Source organism: Methylocystis sp. (assembly GCF_051061225.1).
Classification (GTDB): Bacteria; Pseudomonadota; Alphaproteobacteria; order Rhizobiales; family Beijerinckiaceae; genus Methylocystis.
In genome coordinates, this window is the sequence record NZ_JBPFEB010000022.1 from 68333 (window position 1) to 93351 (window position 25019).

Here is a 25019-nt window from a genome sequence, read left to right on the forward strand (position 1 = left end):
GCGATTATCCGAAGTAGAAGGGAAAGACCAGATTGTCTTCCCGCCCGCTGGCGAGATGGCGATAGCGAATTTCGACGAGCGCCATGGCGGGGTCCTCGTTGGCGGGCGTGACGCTGACCTCGTCGAGCTGAATGCGCGGTTCGAAGCGCTGGAGCGCGATCGAAATGTCGCGCTCCATGCTGGCGCGCGTCGCGTAGCTGTTCGGCTCCATGATGAAGCGCTGAAGCCCGCAGCCGAACTCCGGCAGCATCACGCGTTCGCCCGGCTCGGTTTCGAGAATCGTGAAAATCGCCTGCCGCACTTTTTCCGGACCTTCGGCGACGCAGAGCCGGCCGTTTTCAACCGCGCGGATCGGGCTGGCGAGGCCTCGCCCGAGCAACTGGAACGTCGATGGAAGAGGGGATCGGCTGCGGGCGAACTCCGTCATCGGGCGGGCTCCAGCGGTCGGGCGGGTTGCGGGGCGTAAATCGGCCGGACATGCGGGTAGAAATTGTCTTCGAGATAACGCCCCGTGCGGCCCTGCGGGTTTTTGGGATGCTTTGTGGCGACCGTGTCGACGAGGTCGTATTCATCGGCCAGCGTCAGACTCATCGCCGGCTTCATGTCGGCGAGGGCGGGATCGAGCGCGCCTTTGAGGCTGTGCTTGCTGCCGTCCGGCAAAGTCACTTCGAGATCGAGTTTGCCCGTGAGATTGACGTCCGGCGGCACGGCGTCGAGGACCGCGCTCAGCCCGGCGTCGATCTTGATGCTCGGCGGAATGCAGAATTTGAGCGCCAGCATCCACCACAGATTGAACACGAAGAGGATGATCGGCAGAAACAGGTTCAGCAAAAAGAGCGCGACGATGGTGATGAGCGGGATCGCAAAGAAGCAGATCGCGCCGGCGGTCGGGCTCGACTTGCCCGGCGGCATGCTGGAATCCTTCGGCAGAAGCTGCTGCGGCTGATCGAATCCCATGGAGGCGAAGCGGCTGGGATCTTTCGCCGTGGCGATCTGGCTTTGCAGTCCCTGAAGATCGGGCATGCGGATCGTGACGGGGCGATTGGCGAGGCCCTCGACGTCCATCGCCGGCGCGATGCAGAAGGGACGCGTCGCCTCGCTCCAGACAAGATCGCCCTTGCAGCTCGCGGCGCCCGGCAGCTTCAGACAGTCGTCGCGTCGGCGCCGCACGAAACAGCGAATCTCGTAAACATCGTCGTCGTGGTAGCGGTCATTGCCGTTCACATCGTGCTGAAGTGCGACAGTGGGAATGACGCCGAAATAGATCGCCCGATTGGCGGCGTCGTGCTCGTGGTCCGCCGGATCGGCGTAGGCGCGCGTCATCGGAATGACATGCTCGCTCAGGTGGCCGTCGCGCAGGCTGTCCAACGCGGAAATCGGAATGTCGCGCCATTCGCCGACCTTCGCCGCCGGATCGGTCGGATCGAGTCTGACCCAGCGCTGGAGTTCGGTCGTGTAGTTCTTCCCGGCGCGCCAGGCTTCGAGCGCCTGTCTCGACTCCGACAGCGTCTGCTTGCGGCGTTTGATTTCGTCGGCGAGCGTGCCGTCCACCGCCATCGCGTGGATCGTTTCCTTGCGACGCTGGGCCGATCTGACTTTCAGCGGCCCCTCGTTCTGCGCCTCGGCCAGCGCGACCCGCGCCTGCTGAACCGCGTCGAGCATCGTCTGGAACGTCTTCGCATCCGCGCCGTCGATCGTCGTGGAGCGCCGCCGCAACACAAAACCTGCGGAACAGACGGTCGCGCGCGTCGGGCTCGGGAAGCCCGCCGTATCGCAGTGGAGTTCGGCCACGACGAGATAGAAGCGCTCGTGCACCGGCTGGTAGAGTTTGAGCAGGCCCGACGACACGAGCCGCGCATGTTGCAGCTCCGACTGCTTGAACAGCACGCGTGACTGCACCTTCTGCCCGGCCCAGCCTTTCGCGGCGTCGAGAAACATGCCGATCCGCCGCACCAATCCGCTCTCCGCGGCAATGAGGCTCGGCTGCGCCCTGAAATCCCGTTCGGGATCGAACATCAGCGAGTGCTGCGGCTCCGCCATGAAGCTTTTGACGTAGCGGGGATGCGCGTATTTCTGAATTTCCGGGACGGACAGGCGCCCGTCGGCGGGCAGGCCGGGTCGCGGCCAGCGATACCATGGGCCAACGAGTTTCCACGGGTGGGGGGCCATGCTCACCATATGTTTCCCGCCCCCGGCGAATAGACGCCGGACGTTATGGAGCCCGTCGAGATGGAGGCGCAGTTCACCTGCCCCGAGCAGTTCACGGTGGGGGCGTTGATGTCGACGCTGGCGGCGTTGATGGTCACCGAGGCGTTGGCCGTCACCGTGACGCCGGCGGCGTCCAGAACGACGCTGCATCCGCCCGCCGAGCGCACGGTGACGCGCTGGGTGGCGTCGTCGAGTTCAACCGTGTGTCCCGATCTCAGCGAGAGGGTCGCCTTCGTGGCGTCTGCGTTGTCGTCGAATTCGAGCCGGCTCCCCGCGCGCGTGACCAGCACGCGCTTGTCATTGGCGGCGCGCGGCGTCTCCGGCGGCTTTTCCCGGCCGTTCCAGGCGGCCCCCACGATATAGGCGCGGCTCGGGTCGCCGGCTTCGAATCCCACGATGACCTCGGTGCCGACCGAGGGCATGATCTGCCATCCCTGATCGTCCTCGGCGTAGCAGGAGAGGAGCCGCGCCCATGTGTAGGCGTCGCCCGCGTCGAGCGATGGGAAACGCACCTTGACGCGCCCGAGGCCGTCCTGATCGACAATGTCGACTACCAGCGCGGGATAGAGGCCGTAATAGGCCAGCGGTCGCAGGGGGGCGTTCATCTCAGCTGCCCCCGTTCACTGTGGCGCGCTCGGCGCAGAAGAACGTCGTCGCGCCAGAGGCGCGGTCGAAACTGTGCGCGGCGTCCGTGACGACGTATCCGCCGCCGCCAAACATCTCGCCGGCGCCTTCGAAGGTCAGGCGCGCGCCGCAGACGATCTCCGGCAGGATGGTGGCGAGCGCTTCGACCTTCACGAAGCGGCGCGTGCGGGCGCGATGCGCGGCTTTCGCCAGCGCGCGGGCTTCGTCGCTCGCCGTCACGGCCGCGAGCCGGCGCGCGGTGTCGCGCGCGCCGAAGGCGGCCGAGAGCAGATCGAGCCCGGAGCGCCCGCTGCGCGTCAGGGACGCGACGTCCGGCGCGGCGCTCGTCTCGGCCACGCTCTCGCGCGCATTCATGTCGTAACCGCCCATGACGACGCTGCTGCGTTGGGCGGCAAGGTCCGCGCTGAACCCGAGCGACAGCAGCTCCGCGCCGGCGTGAAGCGTGAGGGCGTTGGCCCGACGCTCATACCGGTCGCAGGCGTGAAGCTGTCCCGCCGCGAACCACAGATCCGCGCCGAGCGCCGCGAGCTGCGTCGTCAGGAAGCCAAGATCGCTTTCGTTCCATTGCTGGACGAGCGCCTGTTGCGGACCGTCGACGGCGACATCGGCCGACAGGCCGTGCGCGGCCGCCACCTGCCGGACGAGATCTCCGGCCGTCGCCTTTTCATAGGTCCTGGTGCGGCGGGTCATGGCGAGGTCGATCAGCCGGTCCTCCGCATGGATTTCCACCTCGGCCGGGCGCCCCTGCACGAGAATGGCGTCGATGCGGCTGATCTTGCCCTCGAACACCTTCTCCTGCCGGTCGGCGGGACCCATCAGGACGGCGACATCCTTGCCGAAATCGAACAGGCGGCCATCGAGGTAGAGGAGGGCCGTCTCATCGGCGCGGGCGCCGGTCGGGGCCGCGCTCAGCCGCAGGCGCAATCGGCGCGACCCCGTCGCCGGGATGCTCACGCGCAGGTCGAGAACGTCGCGCAGGACGCTGAAGACGCGTTCGCCGCCAACCTCGATGGTCGGGACCGTGCTTGCGTAAAGGTCGCGGATCGGCGCTGTCATGGGAGGGCTCCGGGCGGGTCGTCCTCGTCGCGCCCGGTGAGGCGCTGCGCGTCGCCGCGCAATGCCGCCAGAAGCCTTTCGACGCGGTCGAGTTCGGGGTTCGCCGCTGGCGAAGCGCCTTGCTTCCCGCTCTCCTGCGAGCCTGAGGCGATGCGAATATCCGACACGACTTCGTTGATGATGAGCGGCATGCGTCCCTCCCTTACGTTCCGCCGCAGCCGCAGCCGGGGACGCGGTTTTTCGGGCTGGCGGGCCAGCCGGCGGGACGGCGATCCGGCCTGGCGCCTCCGAGGCGCGGATGCAGCGGGATGCCGGCGCCAAAGGGCCGCGACGCCGGGGGCGGCGGCGAGACGCCCGGGCGCGCCGTCTGCTGGGGCGCGGCGCCTGCGTTTGGGCGCGTGGGCGCGCCGGAAGCGCCGGACGGGACAGCGCCGAAGGCCTGAAGCTCCCTGTTGACCGCTACGGCGTTTCTCCCGTCCCTGACCGCCGCCGCCGCCGCGAGCGGCCCGCCGGCCTCGGTCACGGCCGCCTGCGCCGCGCGCACGGGATCGGCGGCTCCGCCGCTCACGTCGGCCGCGCGCTGGCCGATCTGGGCGGAATAGGTGATTTCCAGCCCCGCTGGCAGGGAGGCGACGTCGGACACGCCGTCCGCCAGCTCGCGCCAGGCCTTGGGGTCGAGCCCGTTGCGCTGGGCGAAGGCCGCGAGACTTTCGCCCGCGAGCGCGAGCGCACCCTTTTCGGCAAGGCCGCGTCCGGGGTCTTTGGCGCCGGCGCCGTCCGCGCCAGCGGCGCCGGGCTGCGCGACATTGCCGGGCGCGGCGCCCGCCGCCGTGGGACTCGCGACCGGCGCCGCGAGCAGCGGGTCCTGCGACTCCAGCGTCAGGCCGCATTTGGCGCGCAGCGGCGCGCCCGAGTGGTGGAAGTGGTCGTATTCGACCGAGAGCTGGTTGACGATGCCGGTGATCTCGAACCCGCCCCATTTGAAACTGATGCGCGGCGGCGGGGGCACGGGCTTGCTGCTCCCGGGCGGTTGAACCGGCTTAAGGAATTGCTCCAGCAAGGCGGTCTTTTTTGTCACCGGCGTCGGGTTGCTGGTCGTGCCCTCGTCATAGGTGTCGAAATGGAGTTCGAGCGTCAGTGTCGTCTTGGCGTTGGTCGCCGCCTGCTTCCGCACGGACGACTGCTGTCCGCCGCCCGCGGGCTGCGCGCTGGTCTGAAGGCGCAGCGAGGCGGGATTGAACTGGACGCTGAACGCCTTGTCCTTGAGCGGCTTGTTTTTCTCGTCCAGCGGCGTGACGAGGGCGCGGGCGAGTTCGCTCATGTGGCGGGCCCCCCGATATTCATGCGAAGGCCCTGGTGGGCGATATGAAGCTCCTCGATCGCGATCTCGCCCGTCTTGGCGTTGAGGTCCGGCCCCTTCACCTTGAGCGGCAACCCGCGCTCGAAGACCCAGACGCACATGGGCGTCGGCGTCCGGCCGTCCTTGCCATTGGCCTTGAGGCTGACGCTGCCGTCGCAGCGGCGCACCGGCAGCTCGCCATTCATCACGCCCTGAATCCAGATCCAGAAATCCAGACAGGCGGTGGAGGTCCGCTCCTCCACGAACATGCCGCGCTTGAGCACGAGAGTCGGGCTCTTGACGCGCCCCGCGCGGCGGATGACGCCATCGTTGCGTCCGCCTTCGACGAGTTCGGGCGCGTCCATTTCGAGTTCGAGTCCGCTCACCTCCTGAAAGCCGAGGCGCACGTCGCCGGTGTCGGTGCGAGGCGGGCGGGAGCTTCCCGCCGCCGCCGTTCCGAACTGGAGCTGCACGTCGAAGCGGAAGGTCGTGAGGATGATATTGGCCTCGCTCATGCCGCCTCCTCCAGGCTGAGCGTGCCGTCGCCCGATCGGGTCAGGCGGATCACGATGAATTCGAGCGGCTCCACCAGCGCCACGCCGACAGAGACGACGAGCTCGCCGCGATCGAGCAGGGAGGGCGACCGATCGATGGAAATGAAATAGGAGGTCTCCGGCGTGGCCCCGGCAAAGCCGCCTTGGCGCCATTCCTCCCGCAGCGTGACGTCGAGCATGGCCTCGATCTGCGTCCAGAGGGCCGGCTGGCTCGGCTCGAACACCGCCCACTGCATGCCGGCGTAGAGCATGCGGCGCAGCCGCAGCAGCATCCGGCGCACATTGAGCTGGCGGTCGTAGAAGGCGCGGCTCGTCGTGCGCGCGCCGATGAGCCGGACCCCGTCGGTTTCCTGCGAAAACAGATTGATCCCGGCCTGATGCAGCCTCGGCGCCTCGCTGCGTTCGAGCCTGTCGGCAAGCGCGACGACCTCACGCGCCACCCTGTTGGCGGGTCCGCGCCGCACGCCGCTTTCGAGCTCGCTCACTGCAATCACGCCTGCCGCGACCGCGCTCGGCGGCACGCGGGTCAGCGCCCGTCCATTGTTGTTGCGGGGCGCAATCTCGCACCATGGCGCATAGACGGCGGCCCACGCCGAGGCGAAAGCCCCGCGCCATGTCATCACCTCGCGCGCGCTCAACCCCGGCGGCGCGTCGAGCAGCGCAATGAAGCGCTCCGTCGCCTCGCACAGATCCACACATCTCTGCTGAAGGGCGATAATCATCGCGCGTCCCGCCGGATCGGCGGGATCGATCACCAGCGCGGGGACTTGCGGCGGGGGCGGCGCCGTCGGCGCGGGCGCCGCCGGAAGGCAGGTTTCGAAGCAGGCGCCTTGCGTTCCGGGCGTCGGCGCGGGCGCCGTGTCGGGCATGCGGGCAGGGTGGTAGAGATCGGGGACGCAGACATGCGTCACCTCGTCGATGGCGAGGAGCGCCTGCACGCCGTCGAGCGAACGGTCGTCAGCGCTGTCGCCAAGGGTCCAGCGGGCGTCGAACATGTGCTCCGGCGCGACCGCGCCGTTCTCATCGTCGCCGCCGCCCGTGAATGCGCCGTCCGTGTCGGCGCCGATCCTGTCGAGCCGCGGCGTCAGCGGCTGGTCGGCCCATGACGGAGACGGCCAGGCGAGGCCCGACTCCCGCGCGAGAACCGTCGCGAGCCAGCGCGGATGGCCCGGCGCGAAACCGAGCCCGCGATGGGTTTCAACCCATCCCGCGCCGTCGTCGAGCACGAGATCGGCGTCGATGAGATCGACGCGTTGCACGGTGGTCGCGAGCGCGCCGTCGAGCGTCGCGATCTGGACGGAGCCGGGAATGCGCGAGCGGGCGCGGGTGACGAGCGACGCGACGCGAACGCGCCGCAGCGAATTGATCAGCAGCGTGTCGCCGACTCGGACAAGCGCGCTTGTGTCGAAGGCGAGCTGATCCGCCTTCAGGTTCATTTCCGCCGTCGGCTCCAGCCGGGTGCGACGGATGCTCAGCCGGGCGGCGAGACGCGCGCCCCAGCTTCCCGGATTGCGGGCGAAGAGACCTGGCGGCGTTTCCTCGAAGGCGTCGAGCGTCCCTTGCGCGCAATCGCGGAAGAGGTCGGGCGCGCCGTCGCGCGGCGGCAGGATGCGCACGATCCACGCGCGGCGGGCGCCCTGTTCGAAATAGGCGCGCACCGCCTCCATCATCAGCCCGCCGCCGGAGCCGGACCCGAACAGGCGGCGGTAATCGTCGAAGGACTCGACGAGCGTCGGGATCGAGCGCCGCAACGGGTGGTCCGGCAGCACGAGACGCCAGTCGTCGGGCGCGCCCGTATCCGGCTCCGGTTGCCAGGCGGGGCCACGCTCCGCGAGCCCCACGAAGGCGGAGACGTCCATCGGCGTCGCCGGCAGTTCGCGGCGGGGCACGCGCGCCAGCCGGTAGACTCCGGGGAGCCCCAGCGGCAGGCGTTCGGAGGTTTCCAGCTCGGCAGGCATTCCCGCGCTCCCGGCGTCAGGCCCAGGTGAGGCCATGGTGAACGAGATGAAGCTCCTCCATCGCCACCTCGCCGCCGCCCTTGCCGGCGAGCGTCGGGCCGACCCATTTCTTCGGCAAGGCGTTGGAGAGTTCGAGAGAGACGCCCTCGTCTCCCTTCTCGTCGAGAATCGTCACCGTGATCGCGCGCGGGACGATGATCCCCTTGGTGAAATAATCGCGCACCCATTCGAACAGCGCGCCGGCGCCAATGAGTCCGCGCTTGAACACGACGTCGTCGAACTTCGTCGTGTTCGGGATTTTCAGCGTCATGAGCTGCGGGTAATTGCCGGGGCGATATTCGGAGAAATTGACCTCCGCCGCGAGCCCGCTGACATCCGAAAAGCCCGCCGCCATGTCCTTGACGTCTTTCGTGACGCCGACGATGTCGACATAGTATCGGAACGCCGGATAAGGCGCGGAACGATAGAAGTCCGGCGCGGTCCTGAGTTTGTCAGCCATGTGCTCGCTCCTCCTCAGGCGTTCGCGTCGGCGGTCCACTGGCCGACGCGGAAGATGACGAATTCGGCGGGTTTGACGGGCGCGATTCCGACGAGGCAGATCATCCGCCCGTTATCCAGATCGTTCTGGGTCATGGTCGTGCGGTCGCATGCGACGAAATAGGCTTCCTCGGGCGCGCGTCCGAGCAGCGCTCCGTCACGCCAGAGCGTGAAGAGAAAATCCTCGACCAGGCGCCGGATGCGTTTCCACAGCAGGTCGTTGTTCGGCTCGAACACGACCCATTGCGTCGCCTTGTCGAGCGAGTGCTCGATGAAAATGAACAGGCGCCGGACGTTGACGTATTTCCATTCGGGATCGGAGGTCATGGTGCGCGCGCCCCATACCCGGTTGCCGCGCCCCTCGAAGAAGCGCAGGCAGTTGACGCCTTCCGGATTCAGAATCTCGTTGCGCGCCTTGTTGATGTTGACCTCGAAGCGCGTCAGCCCGCGCACGATCTCGTTGGCGGGCGCCTTGTAGACGCCGCGCGTGATGTCCGAGCGCGCGTAGATGCCCGTGACGAAGCCCGAGGGCGGCAGCAGAATCCGTTTCTGCGGAAACCCCGCGCTGGCGCGCGAGAGCGGATCGAGGATCTCGATCCACGGGTGGTAGAGCGCCGCATAGGTGCTGTCGAATTTTCCGCGAAATTCCCGGATTTTCGTCAGGCTCGAATGCATGGGGCCGTCGACCACCGCGATCCTGTAACGGGCCGTTTCGGCGTGCGCGACGACGGACTGCGTGGCCGTGAAGAGGGCGCCCGGATCGGTCATCGCGCCGATATCCGGCGCGGCGACGATCGCGATGTCGTCGATCTCGGCCAGCGCTTCCAGACCCGTCGCGTGACGCGTGTTGTCGTCCGGATCGGCCGCCTCTCCGGCGATGTTGTCCGCCGTGATCGGCTGTCCGTCGTGGCCGTTGGCGAGCCAGAAGCGGCGCCGGAGGGACTTCGCATCCGAGGGGTCGACCGCCAGGCTGACCAGCAGATCGATGGCGCCGACATGGTCCGCGTCCGTCAGCGGATGGTCGAGCCAGACGATGCCGTCCTCGTTGACCGGCGTGTCCTTCTCCATGACCTTGCCGATGAAGCGCGGCTGGGCGGCATGGGTGGCGAGACGCGGGCTGGGGTCGATCCGCTCGCCGCTCTGGACCGACACGTTCACCTCCACGACGCGCATCTCGACCGGCGCGCCGGCGGGGAATTTGCAGCCCCCGTTGGGGGTGTCGACCCCGCCGAGGGCTCCGCCGGCGTGGGGCGTGTGCGGGATGAAGGTCTGTTGCCCGCTGACCGGATCGGCGACGAGCACGAAAAGACTGTTGGCCACGAGCGGCTGCTCGCGCCGGATGATCTTCGGGTCGGGCGCGACCACCTCGACGATGGTTCCCGTGCTCGCCCCCCTGAGCTGATGACCCCAATCGTTGCGGTTGACCGGCGATCCGGGGACGACCGGATAAACATACGCCACGTTATCCGACCGCTGGACCTGGCAATCGACGATGACGTTCCCCGCGGCGCCCGGCCAGCGCGCCTTCCAGTGCGAGACCGGCGCGACGATGCTCACATCGGCGGAGGCGACGCCCCAGTCCTCCGGGTTGTCGCCATTGTTCTTGGGGTTGAAGACGCGCGCGACATAGAGCCGCTGGCCGCCGTTGGCGAAGAAGGCGCGCGCCGCATGCGCGGTGTAGGGATAGGCGTCCGCGCCGTGATCGAAGGACCCGAGTCCGCCGAAAACACGCTCGAACTCCGCGAAAGAGCCGATGGCGCGTGGCGCGTCCGCGCTCGGCCCGCCGGGACAGCGCACAGGTCCGTAGCTGGTCAGGCCGACGAAGCCCGTGGTGCTCGTCGAGACGCCTTCAATGGATTTGGCGCGGAAACTGACCTCTTCCACAAAGACGCCGGGCGCAAGATATTCGGGCATGACGGCACTCCTGTCGACAGGAAAGGCTTGGAAAGCGACGGCTCAGGGCGGAACCAGGAAGGTCGGAAGCGTGATGACCTCGCCGGGAGTCACGGTGGCGTTGGGTCCGGCGCGGGCCGTGGCGCCGGGCAGGGGAGCGTCGGCCGCGAGGTCGGGAAGGGCGAGCGCTTCCGTCGCCACATCGGCGTAGGGCGTCATGGGCGGCGCGGCCGGCGCGTGCGCTGGCGTATGGAATGTGAGCGCGACGGTGATGGGCTTTAGCGCATTGGGCGTCTGGGCCGGGCGACCGCGAATTTTCAGCACATACTCGCCGCGATCGTCGGTGCGCGCTGTCGCGACCACCTCGGCCCCGAGCTTCGCCACCACATGCCCCCAGCGCAACGGCGCGCCTTCCGGGTCGGTGGGGTCTGTCCAGGCGAGGCGCCCGCGTATGGCGGTGGCTCCCGCGGCGAGCGGGAAGGTCGGGCCACAGTGCATGCGCACGCGAAACAGCCATTTGCCCTCGGGCGCTTGCCCGGTCGCGCGCGGCGCGCCTTCGTCGTCGAGGAGGACGGGGATGACAAGGCGACGCGGGATGACGCTGCGGTCGGGCGGCATGGCGCGGCCGAGCCCGCCCTGTGGAGCGATCAGCACCGTCGCCTGGGCGACGCCATGCGCCGGTCCGGCGAACAGCCTCCCGATCCTCGTATCGAACCGCAGGGCCGCGCCGTCGCTCTTCTGTCCGAGCGTCAGATTCGCCACTCGCGCTCCGACGGTTTCGAGCACGGCCGTCAGCGGCGCCGAAAGCGGCGCGTCGGTGGCGGCGTCGACATAGCGCAGACCGAGCGCCAGACTGTGGCGAACGAGATCGGAGCCCGGCGCGAGCAGCGGCGCGATCATGGCGACGCCCCCTCGGAGAGGGTGATGTCGCCGCGCACCACGGGGAGGCGCCCGCCGACGTCGGAGACGCAGATGCGCGCAAGCCGTCCGATATAGGGAACGCTGAGGCGGTATTTGACGGGAAACGCATCAAAGATGCGCATCATCGCCTCGTTCGACAACTCGTCGATGATCATCGAAAGCGGCTCGATGTCCACCTCCGGCCGCCCGGCGCCAATCGTTCCGATGGTGGAGGCGCCGGACAGGGGGCTTGCCTCGGCGAGCGCCTGCATCGCCCGGCCGAGCATGAGCTGCTCGTCGAACGCACTCTTGCTCCAGGCGGTGAGAAGGTAAAACAGGTCGAGCGCCAGCGCGAACTTTCCGTCGCCGCCACGAACAGCGGCGAAGCCCGCGCGCATGGCGCGATTCACGTCGATCCTGTAGAGCAGAAGCGTCAGCGTGTTCTGGTCGCCGTTCGCGATGTCCTCGAGTTCGCGCGGCGAGACCTGAAGCACCTGAACCTTGCGCGGCGGGAAGGGCGCCACCGGCGCCCGCAGCGGCGGGTCCGCCTCGAACGCCGTCTTCAGGCAACGAACCGCCGTTTCCCCGGCCAGCGCGATCGCTTCATATCCAGACATCATGGGCGCGGCCCCAGAATGCTCTCCAGCCCGCGATGAATCGCGTGGGGGAGGGCCGCGAGGCCGACAAAGGGGATGGTTATGGGTTCGTCGTCATCCTCGGCCCTGGGCAGCACCGGCTTCAGGGCGCCGCGCCACGTCCCCTCTCCCGCGTCCGTCATCTCTTCGCGCCAGAGCGTCACGATGAAGGTGACGACAAGTCTGCTCCCTCCCACGCTCGATCTCCTCGCCGCTCGATCGCATGGAGCTTCGCAAGGCCCGGTCACGGCGCCGTCACCCCGGCGTCACAGCGCTCTCACATCGGCGCGCGGCGAAAAAAAAGCCGCCACGCGGCGGCCGAAATTTTCAGCGCGGATGGAATTGTGAGTCAGGCGCGTCCGAGTTCGTCCAGCGCGCTCTGCGCCCCCTGCAGATGCTCACGCAGCCGCGCGATGGCGCCGACCGGGCGGGCGCCCGGCGCCGGCGCGGGCGCCAGGCGCAGCAGCGTCGACTCGCTGGTTCCGACGCCGAGCGCCTGCGCATAGGCCGCCACGGTCTCGGGCATGGGCTCGAGGCCGAGTTCGCTCTTCAGCAGCTTTGCGCAGCGTCCGAACTGGCGCGCGGCGGCGGCGCGCTCGCCGGTCCCGCCGTAAGCCCATATGAGCGTGCGATGCGCATGTTCGAGATAGGGCTCGATCGCGACAAGCCGTTGGCCGATCCTCAAGCAGTTCTGATGATCCCGCGCGGATTCATAATAGGCGAGCAATTTGTCCAGGGCGCTGACGAGGAGCGCCCGCACGCTCTCGCGTTCGAGATTGGTCCAGGAATGATCCTCCTCCGGCAGGAGGTCGGCCGCATGCAGCGCCACGGCGCGCTCCAGACATTCGTGGCCGCCGCCCACCTCGGCGGCTTCGAGCGACATGCGAAAGTCGCGCAGGTCACAGCCGGCTCCCGGCGCCAGCGAAATCCAGAGGGCGTCCGAGCGCAACAGCCCGTCCTCGCGAATGTCGTGCCGGGAAATGAGTTTTCCCAGACGCCACAGCGTCGTCGACAGGGCGCGACGCGCCCTCTCCTCGTCCATATCCGGCCAGAGCTGCCCGGCGATGCGGCTGCGCGCGACGGGTCGTCCGCCGCCTGCCGCCACGATCGCGATCAGGCTCCACGCCTTTCGGCAGGACATTCCGATTTGCGCGCCATCATTCGAAAGGGTTGGCGTTCCAAATAATTTGACGTCAAGCACGATCCCGTATCCCTTATCGGCGCCGTCTCATCACGGACGCTGAGACCAGCCCGTGGGTGGCGTTGCAAAACATTGATCGGGGCAATAGCCAGAATAGGTTGTTTTCGGTCGAAAAGCGCAAATGACGCCTCCGCCCGACAGCTCTGTCAGAGGCAATCGTGTTTTAAAAAAGTCGGGCCGTCCAGAGCAAAAACTGGACGGCTGGCGCGTCCGCGCGGAGTCCGGGAGGGCGCCTCGGAGGTCGGATGCGTTTCCGGCGCGTGAAAAAATGCGGCTGTCCGTCTGCTCGACACGCAAGAGAGCGCGACGGGAGCCAGCGCCGCTCAGGCCGGCGCTTTGGGCGCGGCGCCCGGTCGACCGGGCCGTCGCCTGATCGGGTTCCGTTTCCATCGGGCGACTTTCCGGCTCGGTTGCCAATCCCAAGCGTTTCCGCTAGAAAAATCATGTGTTCCGACTCGGAACGCGGGCGTAGTTCAGTGGTAGAACGACAGCTTCCCAAGCTGTATGTCGAGGGTTCGATTCCCTTCGCCCGCTCCAAGTTTAACTTGGATTACAGCCGGTTATCATCCTACCGCTACTCTATCCGTTCCCCAAGTCGTTCCCCATCAATCGTTCGGCTTGCGTTCCGCGCGGTGCGCGGCCCGAAGCCGAGCGACCTTCCGCGACTTTCCGATAGCCCCTCGGGAGTATCGGACCGTCGTTGAAGCTTGTGCGTGCGCCGCCGCCGCCCGGATATCATCCAGGTCAGCGCCAGCGTCTTCGGCCTCGGAAATCCCGCCGGCCCGTGCGTCCATGTTCCAGATCCCCCGCGGAATCCCCGCTTCATCGGCAATAGCCCGCCATTCGCGGGCGTAGGCGTGCTCCGCGTAGGGGCGGCCGGCGGTTTCGTCGACGATCAGTGGACCAACGCGCCGGGCAGGTGGGACCTTGGCCAGTAGATCCATGACGATGGGGCAGAGGCGGAGGTCGTGGGCCGCCGTCTGGCCCGTCTTTGTCGTGTTCTTGTAAATCTCGAAACTCGAGGAAATGTCAGCCCAGGTCAGCCCATTCAGCCAGCGACGGCCGTTGAGGACGATTCCGCTCGCCGGCCTGCCTTCCTCGATGGGCTCCCACTCCCCGATCACGTCGCGCTGGCGCAGCGTCGTCTCGAACTGCAAGGCGGTCCCCAGGGCGAGCGACAAGCGCTCGTGCTTCAGGGCAACCGGGATGAACGCCTTGACGTGCTGGTAGGTCAGCTTCGCCCGGCGGCGCGGGGCCTGCTCAAATTCCGTGTTGGAAAGAATTTCCTGCAGGCGCCGGCACTCGGGCAGTTCAGCCGCGACGCCGTATGAGACAAGGCGGCGGATCATGCTGATTATACCGTGCGCCTTGCGAATCCGCTCCGGGCTACCCTTCGCCCTCGGCTTTTTCGCTGCCTCATACCAACGGCGGAAATCCGAAAGGCTCAGTTGCGCCAGGGCGCGAGCTCCGACAGCCTTCTCGATGCTTTCAAGGGTCTGGTCGTAGGTCTTCCGCGTGTTCCATTTCACGCGGGCGTAAGGGCTCGCCGCGTCGCGCTGATAGGCGCGAACAAGCCCGGCGATGGTGCCATCGAACGGCCGAGCCGTATCCTTTTTCCCTGCCGCCCATTCGAGCATCTCGGCCTGTAGCTTGATGCAGGCCGAGGCGATCAGCGGGTGCTGTGTCGGGTCGCTCCAGTCGTAATGAAGCTGAACCGTCTTTGGTTCATAGCCCGCTTGACGATATCCGCCCGCGCAACCCACACGAGGCGCGGCGGACCGTCTTTTCGTGGCCTTTGCTTGAGGCCGGGGAAATCAGAGCACATCGAGGTTTTCTCCTCCGTCTGGTTGAGACGGGGAGATGCTAACGAGACCGTACCGGCGGCGCCAATAGGCCTCGACCCCAGGCCAGTAGCGCCCGCCCATTACGGGATCGACCCTCGGAAGTCCGTCACGCTCCAGGATCAGCGCCTTCGCTTTCCATTCCTGCGGAGTCTGAGAAAGGCGCCGGGCAACCTCGGCCTCGCAGGGGAAAAGGCCCTGAGATTTGATTTCGGGCTGATTCCGCGGTGCCATGTCAGTTCGCCTAGCGCGCGTTGGCCGTGCGCCGAGTCTCTGTATTCCGCGCGCGCCGCTTTTCCGCTTTCTCCCGCCTTTCGCGGAGCGCTCGCACAACTTCTGAATTGAGCGACGTGCAATTAACGTTGGCCTGCTCTTTGAGCCAGTCTCGTTCGGAAGCGGGCATGCGAACCGTGATAGGGACAAGATCAGTCATGGCGGCACTATTTTGGTGACTCGGCTAGCCCATATGAACGAAGCACCAATTTGGTGTCAAGTGGCTCCGCCACCAATTTGGTGATATGGCACGAAAATGGCCAAACAAGACGACTACGTGCGGATAACGATCCGTATCCCGAAAGATCTCCACGAGGCCCTCGTGTATTTTGCCGGCCCGCGGTCGCTCAATGCCGAAATCGTCGCGCGCCTTGGTAGATCTGTCCGCGAACAGGAGCGTAGAATGCACATGCGAGATTTTGCCTATGGAAATGCAAGTCAGGATGCGGCTCCTGGCAATAACCCACAGGAAAAAGTAGCGGCGCTTATCGAACGCATAAAGCTGGATGCCGAGCGAGTCGCGATACTCTCCGAGCTATTTTCCGAAAAAAGTGACGACAGGGAATCTGGAAGCGATTAAGCGGCGCTTCCGGGATCCGGCGACTCCGTGCGACATGGATGCGATATGGAAGTGTGCTAGCAAGGTCGTCATCTCCCGTCGCGACCTTTTAAGGGAGGCACCAATGGCCGCCTGTGCGCCAGAACCCGACACATCCCCGATGGCATGCATACGGTGCTTGGACATTGCCGAGCGCTGGTTGACGGCATGTAGCTCGACTGTTTGCGTCCCAAGGATCGAGGCTTTCGCTAACTTCTCAGACGAGAGGTTGGCGGACATGTGCATTTCGAGATGGTGCCTCGATCAAGATCAGGGAGATGACAACCACCTAACTTGGCTTGAAGCGCATGAAGCGAGCCGGGATTTGCTCGTCTGGGCGTTTTCCACACACCGAGCTTTTGCTATCCAAGAGCCACACGGCGGCTGAAGGCGCCTGGATAAAAAAACTTCCCGCAGATACATCCGCCGCCTGGCCTTGCCGATCCTGGGCGGCGCCCTACCTCATCGCCCGGGTAACCTTTTCCCAGGGATTCCCGCTGTCCTAGCCCGGTGGCCCAACCGGGCTTTTTCTTTGCCAGTCAGAAGCCTCCCGCAATGGGCCTTCCCGGCGCGCAACGAAACGCCGCCGACGCGCATTGTTGCCACGCGGCCTAATCCTGGACGCACGCATTCCGTTACGCCCAGCCTTTCGGCATCTCCGTGCATGATCTCGGCAGTGACAGAGGGAGAACGCAAATGACCAAAACGGCGCTTTATGTTCAACTTGAAGCGAAGCCTGGCAAGGAGGCCGAGGTTGAAGCTTTTTTGAAGGGCGCGCTGCCACTGGTAGAGGCTGAGCCGGGAACGATAACTTGGTTCGCTATGAAAATGGGCCCGACATCTTTCGGAATCTTCGACACTCTCAACAACGAAGGTGACCGCGAGGCCCATCTTTCTGGAGCCGTGGCCAAGGCGTTGATGGCGAAGGCTTCAGAACTCCTCGCCGACCCCCCTGATATCTACAAGATCGAAATCTTGGCGGACAAGCTTCCGCGTTAAGGGGGAAAGAACGCAAAAACGCCCCGCCGATACATCCACGGTCGGGGCGTTCGGCTGGCCCGATTCCACAGCACCTCCGGACCGGCCATGATTGACGGTGCGCATGCCTGCGCCAAGTTGGGCCCTATTGCCGGATGGCCCGGCAGGACAGGGAGTCTCAGATGGTGCGGCTTATGCTCAGAACGATCCTCGCGAGTGTGGCGCTACTTGCTGGCGGCCTGCTCGCCCATGCCCAATCGGTTCCCCCGGCGGGTCCTCCTGCGGAGAGTGACCCGGGCTACGATGTGCCCGCTACACCAGCTCCTCCGGTAGCGCCGGCGCCAGACGACGACTCGGACGAAGACTGAGTCCGCATTTGTGGAACGAAGACATAAAAACGCCCCGCTCTTACATCCGGAGTCGGGGCGTTTCGTCAGCATCGGGATATGCAGGAACAATTTACGCCCGCAGCTCGTGAAACGCAATCCGGGGGCTATGGTGGGGGCGGAGGTGCGCCCATGGCCACGCATGCTCTGACCCTTTTTGCACGATCAACCTAGGGTCCAATCGGCTAGCTTTCGATGACATTCTCACTTTGGTTTTTAAGCAGTTTGCGCGAGAAACCCGTGGGCAGCCAGGGGATGGGAAGTTCTTGCAAACGGACTCCGTGGGACTAACTACGAAGGCACCTTCCTGTGACGGGAGATAACTATGACTGTCCGGCCTACGGTTTTTGGATTGGCAATGGCAGCGGCGCTGCTGTTGGGCTACCAGGCGACGGCAACAGCGACCCCAATGGCGGCGCCAAGACTCGCCGGAGTGTCCACCTTCTCCGGTGACGTGACTCAAGTAGTACTTGGATCAGAACGTCGTCAGGCGCGTCGCTACGAGCGACAGACGCACCGCGAAGCGCGTCGTGAAGAGCGGCAGACACATCGAGAAGCGCGTCGGGGAGAGCGTTACGCTCATCGTGTGATGCGTCGAAACATCCGGCAGGGGAACTACTAACTTTCGGTCGCCAAACGTCAGGGGCGCGTTCCGGGTCAATGCAACCGCGCTATCGCGCGGTTGCATTTTTGCTACGGCCCGAGCGGAGATGTGGCTTGGACCCGGGCCGGGCAAACTCGCTAGCAGCTGCAGTTGCACCCGCCTCCGTAGCCATAAGTGGCCGGGTATGAATAAGTGGGATACGCCATCCCGTAAGTGCCGCAGCCCCCGCCATAGCCGCCGTATGGATAGGCGGAGCCATAATAGCCGTAGCCGCCGTATGGATAGCCGGCGGCGGCGCCGAGCGCCAAGCCGCCGAGCAGGCCGGCTCCTAAGCCCACTCCCAGCCCAGCACCACCATAACCCCAGCGGCCCCATCCGCCACCGTAGCCCCAGCGACCGCCCCAACCGCCGCCCCAACCCATATGACGCCCCCATCCGCCGCCCCAACCATAACGGCCCCACGCGGACGCAGGGGTGGAGACCGCAAGAGTGCTCACCAGCATGATTGCGGCGAGAGCTGTTGAAAGCATCTTAGTTGAGTTTCGCATTGCCGCGTCTCCGAGTCCCTGTGTGACAAAGCCCCTCGGCCACCCGTGCAACACGAGCGACGTTTAGTTGTTCCAGCTTGAACCTATCCACTTGAGACGCTGAGATCCTCGCATACATCGAGGCGGTCAAAAGGTTCCCGATGTTCCTAAGCCCAGCCTCTTCCGCCGCTCTTCGAATCTTCGCAGCCGCCCATGCCGTCGCCAGGCAGCGGGCAAAAGTCCAACCGAGCCCGAGGCGCTGCCCGTCTCTGAATCGGCGCCACGAGTCCCGCATGATAGCCGCGCGGTCGTAGGTCATGGCTGCGCCTCATCTAAATCTTTCCGGACCCGCGCAAAGGCCGCTACGATGTTATCGCGGGTGATGCCGCGCTCCTCCATCCATGTGCACGGCTGAGGGTTACGCGAGCTGGCCTCGCTGCAATCGAGGCCAAGGCCTTTAACCGCGTCGTCGGCAAGCTCTTCATTTGTCTTGTAGGCGAGAATTTCGTCCATCTGCTTGCGGTCATTTCGTCCGCTGGGGGAAAGCCACGTCGATGCAATGGCCAGGCACATTTCATCGGCCGTTTGGTAAAGCATCGACTGGAATTCGTAACGCATTTCGACCTCCGATCATTCCGCCGCAATTGTGGAAGGTGGCCATCTCGACGGGAAGCGCCAGCCCCCGCGCGAATCCATGGGCGGGCTCTTTCCCTTCGTCTCGCGCCAGTGCGCCGCCCATGCCCTCCCGGCGTCACTATCTGCGGCGATCCAGACGAGCGCCGCCTGCGGGGCCGCAGCGCGATCGGCGGCGTAGGCCCGCACGGCCTCGACGATCTGCCGAGACGAGCGTTTCTCGCTGGCCATCCTATCGACCATGGCCACGAGCTCCTCGAGCGCGTCTCCGCGTCGCGCGTGATGCGCACGCGTCGTGCACGCGTGTTTTTGTGAATCTTGGTTTTTTAGAAATGATAACTGCATCGTTCATGCTCGGTTGGTGGGGCTCGGAGCGAGGGCATAGGACGCCAGCCCCGAGCCGGAGCGGCGTTCCCGTGCCCTGCGATCTTGCTCGGTCGGAGCCGGCCGTCGCATCAGGCCTCACGCGTGCAAGCGGCACCGCGTGAGTCGGTAGCTACTTTCGACGCTGCCGTCGCGCCGCTCGCTGGGCTTCCACCTTTCGGACTGCCCTTGGCCTATGGCGAGGCCCCACAGTAGGCCGCAACTGTCCCGCCGCTGCCGTCGTAACCGACCAGCGGAAAGGTCGCTCCCGCGTGCGGGGCGACAATGAGTGCGATGGAAGGTGTGCGGCTACGGCGGCCCGGCGCGCGCGGCGAAGTCGAAGAGCGTCAGGTGCTCTTCCTCGCCGTCCGCGTCTTCCTTGAGGTCCGCGTCGCCGTCGAGCTGGTCGCAAAGGTCGATCAGGTTCTCGATCAGCGCCTCGATCCGGAAGCGCAGGTTGCCGTCGAGCTCGACGAAGACGCGGGAGGTCATGATTTCCACCCCCGCTTTGCGAGGATCCTGTCGACCATTTCGCGGATATCTTCGGGCACCGGCGGATCAGGAATCGTCCGAAACTGCAGTACATACACGCCGCCAAGATCGCCGCTGACAAAGCGCCCCTCGAGGTCCTTATCCCCTTCGCCGCGGTGGTTGCCCCATTCGAAGATCTCGCCCTCCGGGTAGAGCTCCCGGAAGGCCTTTTCGGTGCCTGCGACATGATGCGCGAGGCGCGCCGCTGCGTCGCCCGGTGTGACGAGCGCCTGTGCGGGAAGGATCAGCTTATGGGTTGCGAGAGCCGCGGCGGGCGCCGCGATCAGGCTGCGCAGGAAGCCTCGGCGGGCTGGCCGTTCGGTGAGAAGGAGGGGCTTCATTGCTTTTCCCCCGATGGTCGGGAGAAATCTGCTCATAGAGTCCGGCGATGTCGTCCAGCGTTGAATCGAGGATGAACCGCAACGCGTCAACATCGTCGTCTGCGCCGAGGCGATGGGTCAGACCGTCGATCGCGAGGCCAAGCGCCCAGAGCTTCTTGCGGGCTTTGGAGAGCGCGATGGCGATGTCGACGCGCTCGAGGGGCGGGAGGGACCGGTCACTCATTGTTCGCCTCCCGTCTTCTTGGCGGCGATGCTGGCTAGATTCTCGCTACGGATGGTCTCCAGAAGCTCTCCCGCGGCCTCGGCGGCGTCTTGCAGGAGCTGGACTAGCCCGTCGCCGGCGTCGTCGAGTGCGCCCGCGCTTGTGTGCGTGTGCTCGACCATCTTCGCGAGACCGTGCAATCGGTCGCGCATTCTCAGGGCGAGGTCGAGCGCGGTTGGTGCCTCGCCGGTGGGCGTTTCAGCGGCCATGGCGGCGCCCTCCCTTGATAGCGGCCACGGCGCGCGCGGTCTCGGCGGCGGCAAAGCCGAGCCACAAGAGGGCAAAAGGCGAGAGGGCGATAAGGGTTGCGGTGGTTTTCCAGGTCATTGGGCGAGCCTTTCCCGTTCACGGAAACGGTAGTTTCCGCGTTGGTTCGGATTGCTTCGGTCAGCGATGGCTGATACTTTTAGAACATAATCTGATGTTCTAATTAGAACAAGAGAAAAAATGCCCACGCCAGCACAACTGAGAGCAGCGCGTTCCCTACTCGGCTTGAGCCAGCCTGATGTCGCGGATTTGACTGGACTTTCGTCTATGACGATCAAGCGAGCTGAAGGAGCGGGCCAGCCCCCTGCATCGGCTGACGCAATGGCAAAGATTGCGAGCGCCCTCGAAGCCGCCGGCGTGATCTTCGTGGAAGAAAACGGCGAAGGGCCGGGGGTGCGGCTGAGGAAGGCCAGGCCAGAATGAGCCTCTCACCGCGCGCATTCCGATTGCTTGCCTATGTATGTGTCTGCGTCATTATTGGGCTGTCGCTCTTGCCCGGCCCCGATCGCCCTCATACCGGAGCCCCGGGGCGAGTTGAGCATTTCATCGCCTACGCCGGGACGGGATTACTTTTTTGCATTGGCTTTACTGCCAAGAGCGGACGGCTTTTGGCGTTCGTCGGGCTCGCCGTCCTAAGCAGCGTGATGGAGCTATTGCAGGCCTTCGTGCCGGGGCGCTCTCCCGCAGTCCTGGACGCGGTGGCCAGCACCGCCGGCGCGGCTGTGGGTCTATGCTCCGGCGCGCTTCTGCGTTTTGCCGCCTCGCGGACAAGCGGCCGCCTGGGATTGTAAAAAAGCCGCGGTCGATAATCTGAGCAGCTGCGAGGGGCCAGCGTGGTTTTTGGCGACCGCGATGGTATGGTCTCTGTGCGGCTTGCAAGGATCGAACGGACCGTGAGCGATGGCCGAGCCGCTAAGCCCCGCGACGATAATCGCAACGCTGCAATCCATGGGGCTTTCCGACGGGAAGCTTACTTACGAGGAATCAAGCCACGGCTGGCGTATTCGGGCGCAAGGCGGCCTTGTTGTGCAGATGCGCAAAAGTGGTGAGCTCGTGGTTTCGGGGAAAAATACCCGGGCTGTGCGTAGGGCGCTCGGCCTGACCGGCCGTGGCAAGCTGAAGCCTCCGGCGTGATCCAAGAGAACGGCGCGCGGCTAAAGAAAAAGCCCGGCGCTGGGGCCGGGCAGATAACCGCCCAAGAGTATCTCTGTTCCCCCAGAAAGGTGACAGGCCTGGAGCGCGGCTTAGGTAAACACGGACCGAATGAGAAAGCCCCCGGCCGCGCAGCCGGGCCAGGAGGGTCCCATGCGCCTGTCTTTCATTATTTTGTTGCTGATATGCTTTGCTTTTCCCGCTGAGGCAAAGGACCCGCGAAAGCCCGAGCTCTCTCCCGGCACGCCGGTAGAGGAACAACTCCAGCAGCACGACTCCTACACCAACGCCAAAGGTGAGGTCGTGCACGCGCCTTCGACCAGCGCTTCAGGCAGCATCCCCGATGGCGCTACCGCGAGATGCGGGGATGGCACTTACAGCTTTTCCCATTCCAGAAGCGGCACCTGCTCACGCCATGGTGGGGCGGCTCAGTGGCTGCGATAGGCGCGGCACGTTCGCTGCGAACGGCGTTGCCCGAGGCGCGGCTGAGGAAGAAAGCCTGAGGCCCCAACGCGGACTGTCGGGGCTTCAGGCAGAAGCTTCATGGTCTCTTTATTGGCGCAGCGGGGCCCTTCGCCGTTGCGCTACCCAAAATTACGATTTTTCTACTGCGTAGATAACTGTGGATTCCCCCAGTGTGGGAAACCACAATCGCCATCTGACTGCCGCGCAGTAAGTGTCGCTCACGCGGCTGGTATACGCCATACGGCCGCGACGCCTGTCCGCGAAGCACAGGTAGGCTGGCGGCTCTCTCGCCGCTCCTGAGAGCCGCCGGTTCCTCCGCCTCTTCCAACTCCGCGCACTTATTGCCTTGGTGGAGAGCCGCGCCATCTCCCGATTGCGCCTAAGTGCCGCTCGATTTGAACGCGTGTCATCCTAAATGGGGTGGTGGGGATTCACTCCTTCAGGAGGACTGATGCACATGACGCGCGAGCAGGCCTTCTGGCGCATCCTTTCCATAGGCGCCGCCGCGATGTTGGCGCTAGGCTTCATAGGGGCGGACCTTCTGGCGGCCGCAACGGCGCTAGGGTAGCCGTCTGCAACTCTCGAGATATTTGGCCCTAGTGCTGCGGCTAGGCAGGGCTGCCTAGGGTGCGGCGTTGAGCATGATCCGCATGATCAGGACGGTCCCTAGGATCAGCCCGACAACGGCGATTGTGTGTTCGATCATTTTGTGCTCTCCCGCCCACGGTCCTCTGACGGAAACGCAAGTGGGGCGAACAAGGTTTCAGCGGGATCGGAACGGCGGCGGCTGGCGAGCATGAGGGCGCGGGCGAGAGGATGCGCGCTTTTGCGTCCAGCATGACAGGCTGCTCCAGCCCGGATGCAAAGGCAAAGCCCGAGGGTGCAAGATCAAGACTCTCGCCCCCTCCTTCGCTATCGTGTTGGTGCTAAGTCAACCAGGAAGCGATGCCATGAATACCTCTTACGAGTGCCCGTCATGCGGCCACGAGACAGTTTTCTACGTCAAAACCAAGACGGAGTTTAAATCCTACGACGATCTTATCGGCGCCGTCTGCATCATCTGCGGGTACACGCTCACGGACGAAAACATCAAGCGGTATGTTAGAGACATCGCCATTAAATGCCTTCAAGAGAGACTTAAGAAGACGGGGTTCTAAGCCTTCAATCTGCAGGCGCAGCTCGCGGTCGTCAGCTTCGAGTTTGAAGCGGTACAACTGCATCTCGTCTTTCATTGCACAGGCTCCCTATTCGCCGACTTCTGTCTCGATTGCCGCGATGGCTGAGTTTCGCCACGAGTTCGGTCGTTGACCTCGACATAGCCATTGTCACAAGTCTGGATGCTCTCCCCGCCGATCGGCCGGTAGCGGCAGGAGCCCGCCGTCGCGGGCGATGCGGCGAGAATCATGGAAATGGCGAGGGCGGCGCGGGTCATGGCTAAAACGAGGGGCACCAGCGTGAGCTAAAGTCGCAACCACAGCGTTTTCTTGACGGCGCTGGGGTGCAGCACGCCAAGCCTACTTGGTGCTTGGGGAGCTGGCCATCGAAAGGCTCGGCGAGCTGCGACTCCGAGCATCGCGCTTATCAAGCTCCCAGTGTAGCTGTGGAATCTACGGAAAGCTGAAACAGAAAAAGCTGACGCCGCTGCCCATGCAAAGCGGCGCGCCAGAAAGTCCCACACAAGATGGATGCTCATCGCACCTCGTCGATCATACCTGACCAACGTGCCGGTGCTAGCCGTGGATTTCCACGGGTTGACAGGAAACCCCGCACAGCAAGAGACAAGCCTAGTGGCACCTTATTTCAGAAGCGCCGAAATCTCCCGCCCGATCGCCCTCTCCAATTCTATGGGCAGTTCGATAGCCGGCATGATGACGCCAGCGTGAGAGATGCCAGGCGTGCTGATTTGTAACGTGCCATCCAAGCCGCGGCGCCCCTCGAGGCCGTGAATGGTCAAAGGCACGCCGCCTATCGAGACTTCGACAGACGCGATGGCGAGTAGGCCATCGCGGCCAATGTGTTCGAGGCTGACAGTTAGACGGCAGGGCGTGGTGCGCATGGGCCCGCGGTTACTCCTTCACGCCGAATTTCACGCAGGTGTCAAAGTCAGGCCACAGCTCACGCGGTGGCAGGCCGAGTAGCTCGTCGTTGACAACGTTCGCCGCAGCGAGTCCTTCATCAAAAGCGAGCCTACGGATTTTTTCGACCGTCTCTTCGTCAACGCCCGCGTTCTTCGCGGCCCGCGCGGCGACATTCGGCACAAAGACAAACATCGAAGCGAGCGCGATCCTCGATCCCGCTACAACCGGGTTGTCTAGATCGTCTTTCGCTCCGCGTGACGACGCCTTACCGCGCATTTCCCGCAAAATTGCGTGCGCCGCCTCGCCAGCTTTGCCGTCGATATTCGAAGCAATCCATTGAGCCGCGTTTTCAAAGTCTAGCTGCCCGTCCGCGCGCTGCGGCATACCAGACGAGCAGTATTGGGACACTCTCCCAGGTGAAATCCCAAGTTTTTCAGAGAATTCGCGCTTGCCGACGATCATGTAGTTTTTCCGCTTTTAGGTTGTAGAAAATTTTGTATAGGGCGCGATCCCGGGGGGCTGCGTGCCGCAACGAGGGGGGTGCCCCTTTGGAGGACCCGTGACGGGGGTGGCCCCCAGCCCCTTCCTCGCCCTCCCGGCCCGCCTCCTGGTCACAGCGCATCCACCACGCGCTGCGCCATCTGCATCCGCGCCCTAGGCTCAGGACTCATTGATTGAGATAGAAGGCGACGGCTGCTGCGATGCAGATGGCCGAGAAGAAGGCGTGGGCGCATCTGTCGTAGCGTGTGGCGATGCGCCGCCAGTCCTTGAGTTTGGCGAAGAGGTTCTCGATC

Annotated in this window: 34 protein-coding genes, 1 tRNA gene and 1 pseudogene; 8 read left to right on the plus strand and 28 right to left on the minus strand. The window is 64.9% G+C overall.

What is annotated here, in order from left to right; all coding sequences use genetic code 11:
* Nucleotides 1-4: 4 nt before the first annotated feature.
* From ACR652_RS05200 to ACR652_RS05265, 14 genes are all read right to left on the minus strand, one after another.
* Nucleotides 5-427 carry a GPW/gp25 family protein gene (locus ACR652_RS05200; protein WP_434505460.1) on the minus strand — a complete coding sequence of 141 codons (423 nt, stop codon included), beginning with the start codon at nucleotides 425-427 and terminating at the stop codon, nucleotides 5-7.
* Entirely contained in the window at nucleotides 424-2178 is a 1755-nt protein-coding gene (locus ACR652_RS05205) for a hypothetical protein (RefSeq protein ID WP_434505461.1), read from the minus strand. Before ACR652_RS05205 ends, ACR652_RS05200 begins: the two co-directional genes overlap by 4 nt.
* Complete coding sequence (locus tag ACR652_RS05210) at nucleotides 2172-2813, minus strand: phage baseplate assembly protein V (protein WP_434505462.1); 642 nt, start codon at nucleotides 2811-2813, stop codon at nucleotides 2172-2174. The genes ACR652_RS05205 and ACR652_RS05210 overlap by 7 nt, the downstream gene beginning before the upstream one ends.
* Nucleotide 2814: 1 nt before the next feature.
* Entirely contained in the window at nucleotides 2815-3909 is a 1095-nt protein-coding gene (locus ACR652_RS05215; RefSeq protein WP_434505463.1) for a phage late control D family protein, read from the minus strand.
* Nucleotides 3906-4100 (minus strand): hypothetical protein, encoded by a 195-nt coding sequence (locus tag ACR652_RS05220; protein WP_434505464.1) that lies wholly within the window; start codon nucleotides 4098-4100, stop codon nucleotides 3906-3908. The genes ACR652_RS05215 and ACR652_RS05220 overlap by 4 nt, the downstream gene beginning before the upstream one ends.
* Before the next feature lie 11 nt (nucleotides 4101-4111).
* Entirely contained in the window at nucleotides 4112-5230 is a 1119-nt protein-coding gene (locus ACR652_RS05225; protein ID WP_434505465.1) for a hypothetical protein, read from the minus strand.
* Nucleotides 5227-5763 carry a phage tail protein gene (locus ACR652_RS05230; RefSeq protein ID WP_434505466.1) on the minus strand — a complete coding sequence of 179 codons (537 nt, stop codon included), beginning with the start codon at nucleotides 5761-5763 and terminating at the stop codon, nucleotides 5227-5229. Before ACR652_RS05230 ends, ACR652_RS05225 begins: the two co-directional genes overlap by 4 nt.
* Nucleotides 5760-7760, minus strand: coding sequence for a phage tail sheath subtilisin-like domain-containing protein (locus ACR652_RS05235; protein ID WP_434505467.1), 2001 nt, complete (start codon nucleotides 7758-7760; stop codon nucleotides 5760-5762). The genes ACR652_RS05230 and ACR652_RS05235 overlap by 4 nt, the downstream gene beginning before the upstream one ends.
* A gap of 16 nt (nucleotides 7761-7776) precedes the next feature.
* Complete coding sequence (locus tag ACR652_RS05240; protein WP_434505468.1) at nucleotides 7777-8259, minus strand: phage tail protein; 483 nt, start codon at nucleotides 8257-8259, stop codon at nucleotides 7777-7779.
* A 14-nt stretch (nucleotides 8260-8273) separates the two neighbouring features.
* Entirely contained in the window at nucleotides 8274-10211 is a 1938-nt protein-coding gene (locus ACR652_RS05245; RefSeq protein WP_434505469.1) for a phage tail sheath family protein, read from the minus strand.
* A 42-nt stretch (nucleotides 10212-10253) separates the two neighbouring features.
* Nucleotides 10254-11090 (minus strand): hypothetical protein, encoded by an 837-nt coding sequence (locus ACR652_RS05250; protein ID WP_434505470.1) that lies wholly within the window; start codon nucleotides 11088-11090, stop codon nucleotides 10254-10256.
* Entirely contained in the window at nucleotides 11087-11710 is a 624-nt protein-coding gene (locus ACR652_RS05255; RefSeq protein WP_434505471.1) for a DUF4255 domain-containing protein, read from the minus strand. Before ACR652_RS05255 ends, ACR652_RS05250 begins: the two co-directional genes overlap by 4 nt.
* The gene (locus tag ACR652_RS05260; protein ID WP_434505472.1) at nucleotides 11707-11922 is read right to left on the minus strand and encodes a hypothetical protein; all 216 of its coding nucleotides are present in this window, start codon (nucleotides 11920-11922) and stop codon (nucleotides 11707-11709) included. Before ACR652_RS05260 ends, ACR652_RS05255 begins: the two co-directional genes overlap by 4 nt.
* Before the next feature lie 152 nt (nucleotides 11923-12074).
* On the minus strand, nucleotides 12075-12926 hold the full coding sequence (locus tag ACR652_RS05265; protein WP_434505473.1) for an AfsR/SARP family transcriptional regulator: 852 nt from the start codon (nucleotides 12924-12926) through the stop codon (nucleotides 12075-12077).
* A 462-nt stretch (nucleotides 12927-13388) separates the two neighbouring features.
* Between ACR652_RS05265 and ACR652_RS05270 the strand changes: the two genes are divergently transcribed.
* A tRNA-Gly gene (locus ACR652_RS05270) sits at nucleotides 13389-13463 on the plus strand.
* Between the two features lie 68 nt (nucleotides 13464-13531).
* Here ACR652_RS05270 and ACR652_RS05275 read toward each other — a convergent pair.
* Complete coding sequence (locus ACR652_RS05275; protein WP_434505474.1) at nucleotides 13532-14563, minus strand: integrase; 1032 nt, start codon at nucleotides 14561-14563, stop codon at nucleotides 13532-13534.
* Nucleotides 14564-15011: 448 nt separating this feature from the next.
* Nucleotides 15012-15200 (minus strand): Arc family DNA-binding protein, encoded by a 189-nt coding sequence (locus ACR652_RS05280; RefSeq protein WP_434505475.1) that lies wholly within the window; start codon nucleotides 15198-15200, stop codon nucleotides 15012-15014.
* Nucleotides 15201-15296: 96 nt separating this feature from the next.
* On the opposite strand from ACR652_RS05280, the gene ACR652_RS05285 reads away from it, so the two are divergent.
* Both ACR652_RS05285 and ACR652_RS05290 read left to right on the plus strand, forming a co-directional pair.
* Nucleotides 15297-15620: a hypothetical protein gene (locus ACR652_RS05285; protein WP_434505476.1), complete on the plus strand. Its 324-nt coding sequence runs from the start codon at nucleotides 15297-15299 to the stop codon at nucleotides 15618-15620.
* 714 nt (nucleotides 15621-16334) lie between these two features.
* Entirely contained in the window at nucleotides 16335-16637 is a 303-nt protein-coding gene (locus ACR652_RS05290; protein WP_434505477.1) for a putative quinol monooxygenase, read from the plus strand.
* 840 nt (nucleotides 16638-17477) lie between these two features.
* On the opposite strand, the gene ACR652_RS05295 is transcribed toward ACR652_RS05290, so the two are convergent.
* The 9 genes from ACR652_RS05295 to ACR652_RS05335 all read right to left on the minus strand — a co-directional run bounded on the left by ACR652_RS05295 (nucleotide 17478) and on the right by ACR652_RS05335 (nucleotide 20590).
* A complete protein-coding gene (locus tag ACR652_RS05295) occupies nucleotides 17478-17663 on the minus strand; it encodes a hypothetical protein (RefSeq protein ID WP_434505478.1) in 186 nt (61 codons plus the stop codon).
* A gap of 80 nt (nucleotides 17664-17743) precedes the next feature.
* Nucleotides 17744-18154 (minus strand): hypothetical protein, encoded by a 411-nt coding sequence (locus ACR652_RS05300; protein ID WP_434505479.1) that lies wholly within the window; start codon nucleotides 18152-18154, stop codon nucleotides 17744-17746.
* A 294-nt stretch (nucleotides 18155-18448) separates the two neighbouring features.
* Entirely contained in the window at nucleotides 18449-18751 is a 303-nt protein-coding gene (locus ACR652_RS05305) for a hypothetical protein (protein WP_434505480.1), read from the minus strand.
* Nucleotides 18752-18763: 12 nt separating this feature from the next.
* A complete protein-coding gene (locus ACR652_RS05310; RefSeq protein ID WP_434505481.1) occupies nucleotides 18764-19009 on the minus strand; it encodes a hypothetical protein in 246 nt (81 codons plus the stop codon).
* A 429-nt stretch (nucleotides 19010-19438) separates the two neighbouring features.
* Entirely contained in the window at nucleotides 19439-19621 is a 183-nt protein-coding gene (locus ACR652_RS05315) for a hypothetical protein (RefSeq protein WP_434505482.1), read from the minus strand.
* Nucleotides 19618-20001 carry a hypothetical protein gene (locus ACR652_RS05320; RefSeq protein WP_434505483.1) on the minus strand — a complete coding sequence of 128 codons (384 nt, stop codon included), beginning with the start codon at nucleotides 19999-20001 and terminating at the stop codon, nucleotides 19618-19620. Before ACR652_RS05320 ends, ACR652_RS05315 begins: the two co-directional genes overlap by 4 nt.
* Nucleotides 19910-20224, minus strand: coding sequence for a hypothetical protein (locus tag ACR652_RS05325; protein ID WP_434505484.1), 315 nt, complete (start codon nucleotides 20222-20224; stop codon nucleotides 19910-19912). Before ACR652_RS05325 ends, ACR652_RS05320 begins: the two co-directional genes overlap by 92 nt.
* Nucleotides 20221-20472: a hypothetical protein gene (locus ACR652_RS05330; protein WP_434505485.1), complete on the minus strand. Its 252-nt coding sequence runs from the start codon at nucleotides 20470-20472 to the stop codon at nucleotides 20221-20223. Before ACR652_RS05330 ends, ACR652_RS05325 begins: the two co-directional genes overlap by 4 nt.
* On the minus strand, nucleotides 20462-20590 hold the full coding sequence (locus ACR652_RS05335) for a hypothetical protein (protein WP_434505486.1): 129 nt from the start codon (nucleotides 20588-20590) through the stop codon (nucleotides 20462-20464). Before ACR652_RS05335 ends, ACR652_RS05330 begins: the two co-directional genes overlap by 11 nt.
* 120 nt (nucleotides 20591-20710) lie before the next feature.
* Between ACR652_RS05335 and ACR652_RS05340 the strand changes: the two genes are divergently transcribed.
* From ACR652_RS05340 to ACR652_RS05360, 5 genes are all read left to right on the plus strand, one after another.
* Nucleotides 20711-20953 (plus strand): helix-turn-helix domain-containing protein, encoded by a 243-nt coding sequence (locus ACR652_RS05340; protein ID WP_434505487.1) that lies wholly within the window; start codon nucleotides 20711-20713, stop codon nucleotides 20951-20953.
* Nucleotides 20950-21321: a VanZ family protein gene (locus ACR652_RS05345; RefSeq protein ID WP_434505488.1), complete on the plus strand. Its 372-nt coding sequence runs from the start codon at nucleotides 20950-20952 to the stop codon at nucleotides 21319-21321. Before ACR652_RS05340 ends, ACR652_RS05345 begins: the two co-directional genes overlap by 4 nt.
* A 109-nt stretch (nucleotides 21322-21430) precedes the next feature.
* Nucleotides 21431-21664: a hypothetical protein gene (locus tag ACR652_RS05350; RefSeq protein ID WP_434505489.1), complete on the plus strand. Its 234-nt coding sequence runs from the start codon at nucleotides 21431-21433 to the stop codon at nucleotides 21662-21664.
* Nucleotides 21665-21835: 171 nt separating this feature from the next.
* On the plus strand, nucleotides 21836-22126 hold the full coding sequence (locus ACR652_RS05355) for a DUF3761 domain-containing protein (RefSeq protein ID WP_434505490.1): 291 nt from the start codon (nucleotides 21836-21838) through the stop codon (nucleotides 22124-22126).
* Nucleotides 22127-23097: 971 nt separating this feature from the next.
* Nucleotides 23098-23304: an ECs_2282 family putative zinc-binding protein gene (locus ACR652_RS05360; protein WP_434505491.1), complete on the plus strand. Its 207-nt coding sequence runs from the start codon at nucleotides 23098-23100 to the stop codon at nucleotides 23302-23304.
* A 638-nt stretch (nucleotides 23305-23942) separates the two neighbouring features.
* On the opposite strand, the gene ACR652_RS05365 is transcribed toward ACR652_RS05360, so the two are convergent.
* From ACR652_RS05365 to ACR652_RS05375, 3 genes and pseudogenes are all read right to left on the minus strand, one after another.
* Nucleotides 23943-24203, minus strand: coding sequence for a hypothetical protein (locus tag ACR652_RS05365; protein ID WP_434505492.1), 261 nt, complete (start codon nucleotides 24201-24203; stop codon nucleotides 23943-23945).
* 10 nt (nucleotides 24204-24213) lie between these two features.
* Nucleotides 24214-24687 (minus strand): hypothetical protein, encoded by a 474-nt coding sequence (locus ACR652_RS05370; protein WP_434505493.1) that lies wholly within the window; start codon nucleotides 24685-24687, stop codon nucleotides 24214-24216.
* Between the two features lie 205 nt (nucleotides 24688-24892).
* A pseudogene (locus ACR652_RS05375) lies at nucleotides 24893-25019 on the minus strand (IS5/IS1182 family transposase); the annotation flags it as partial.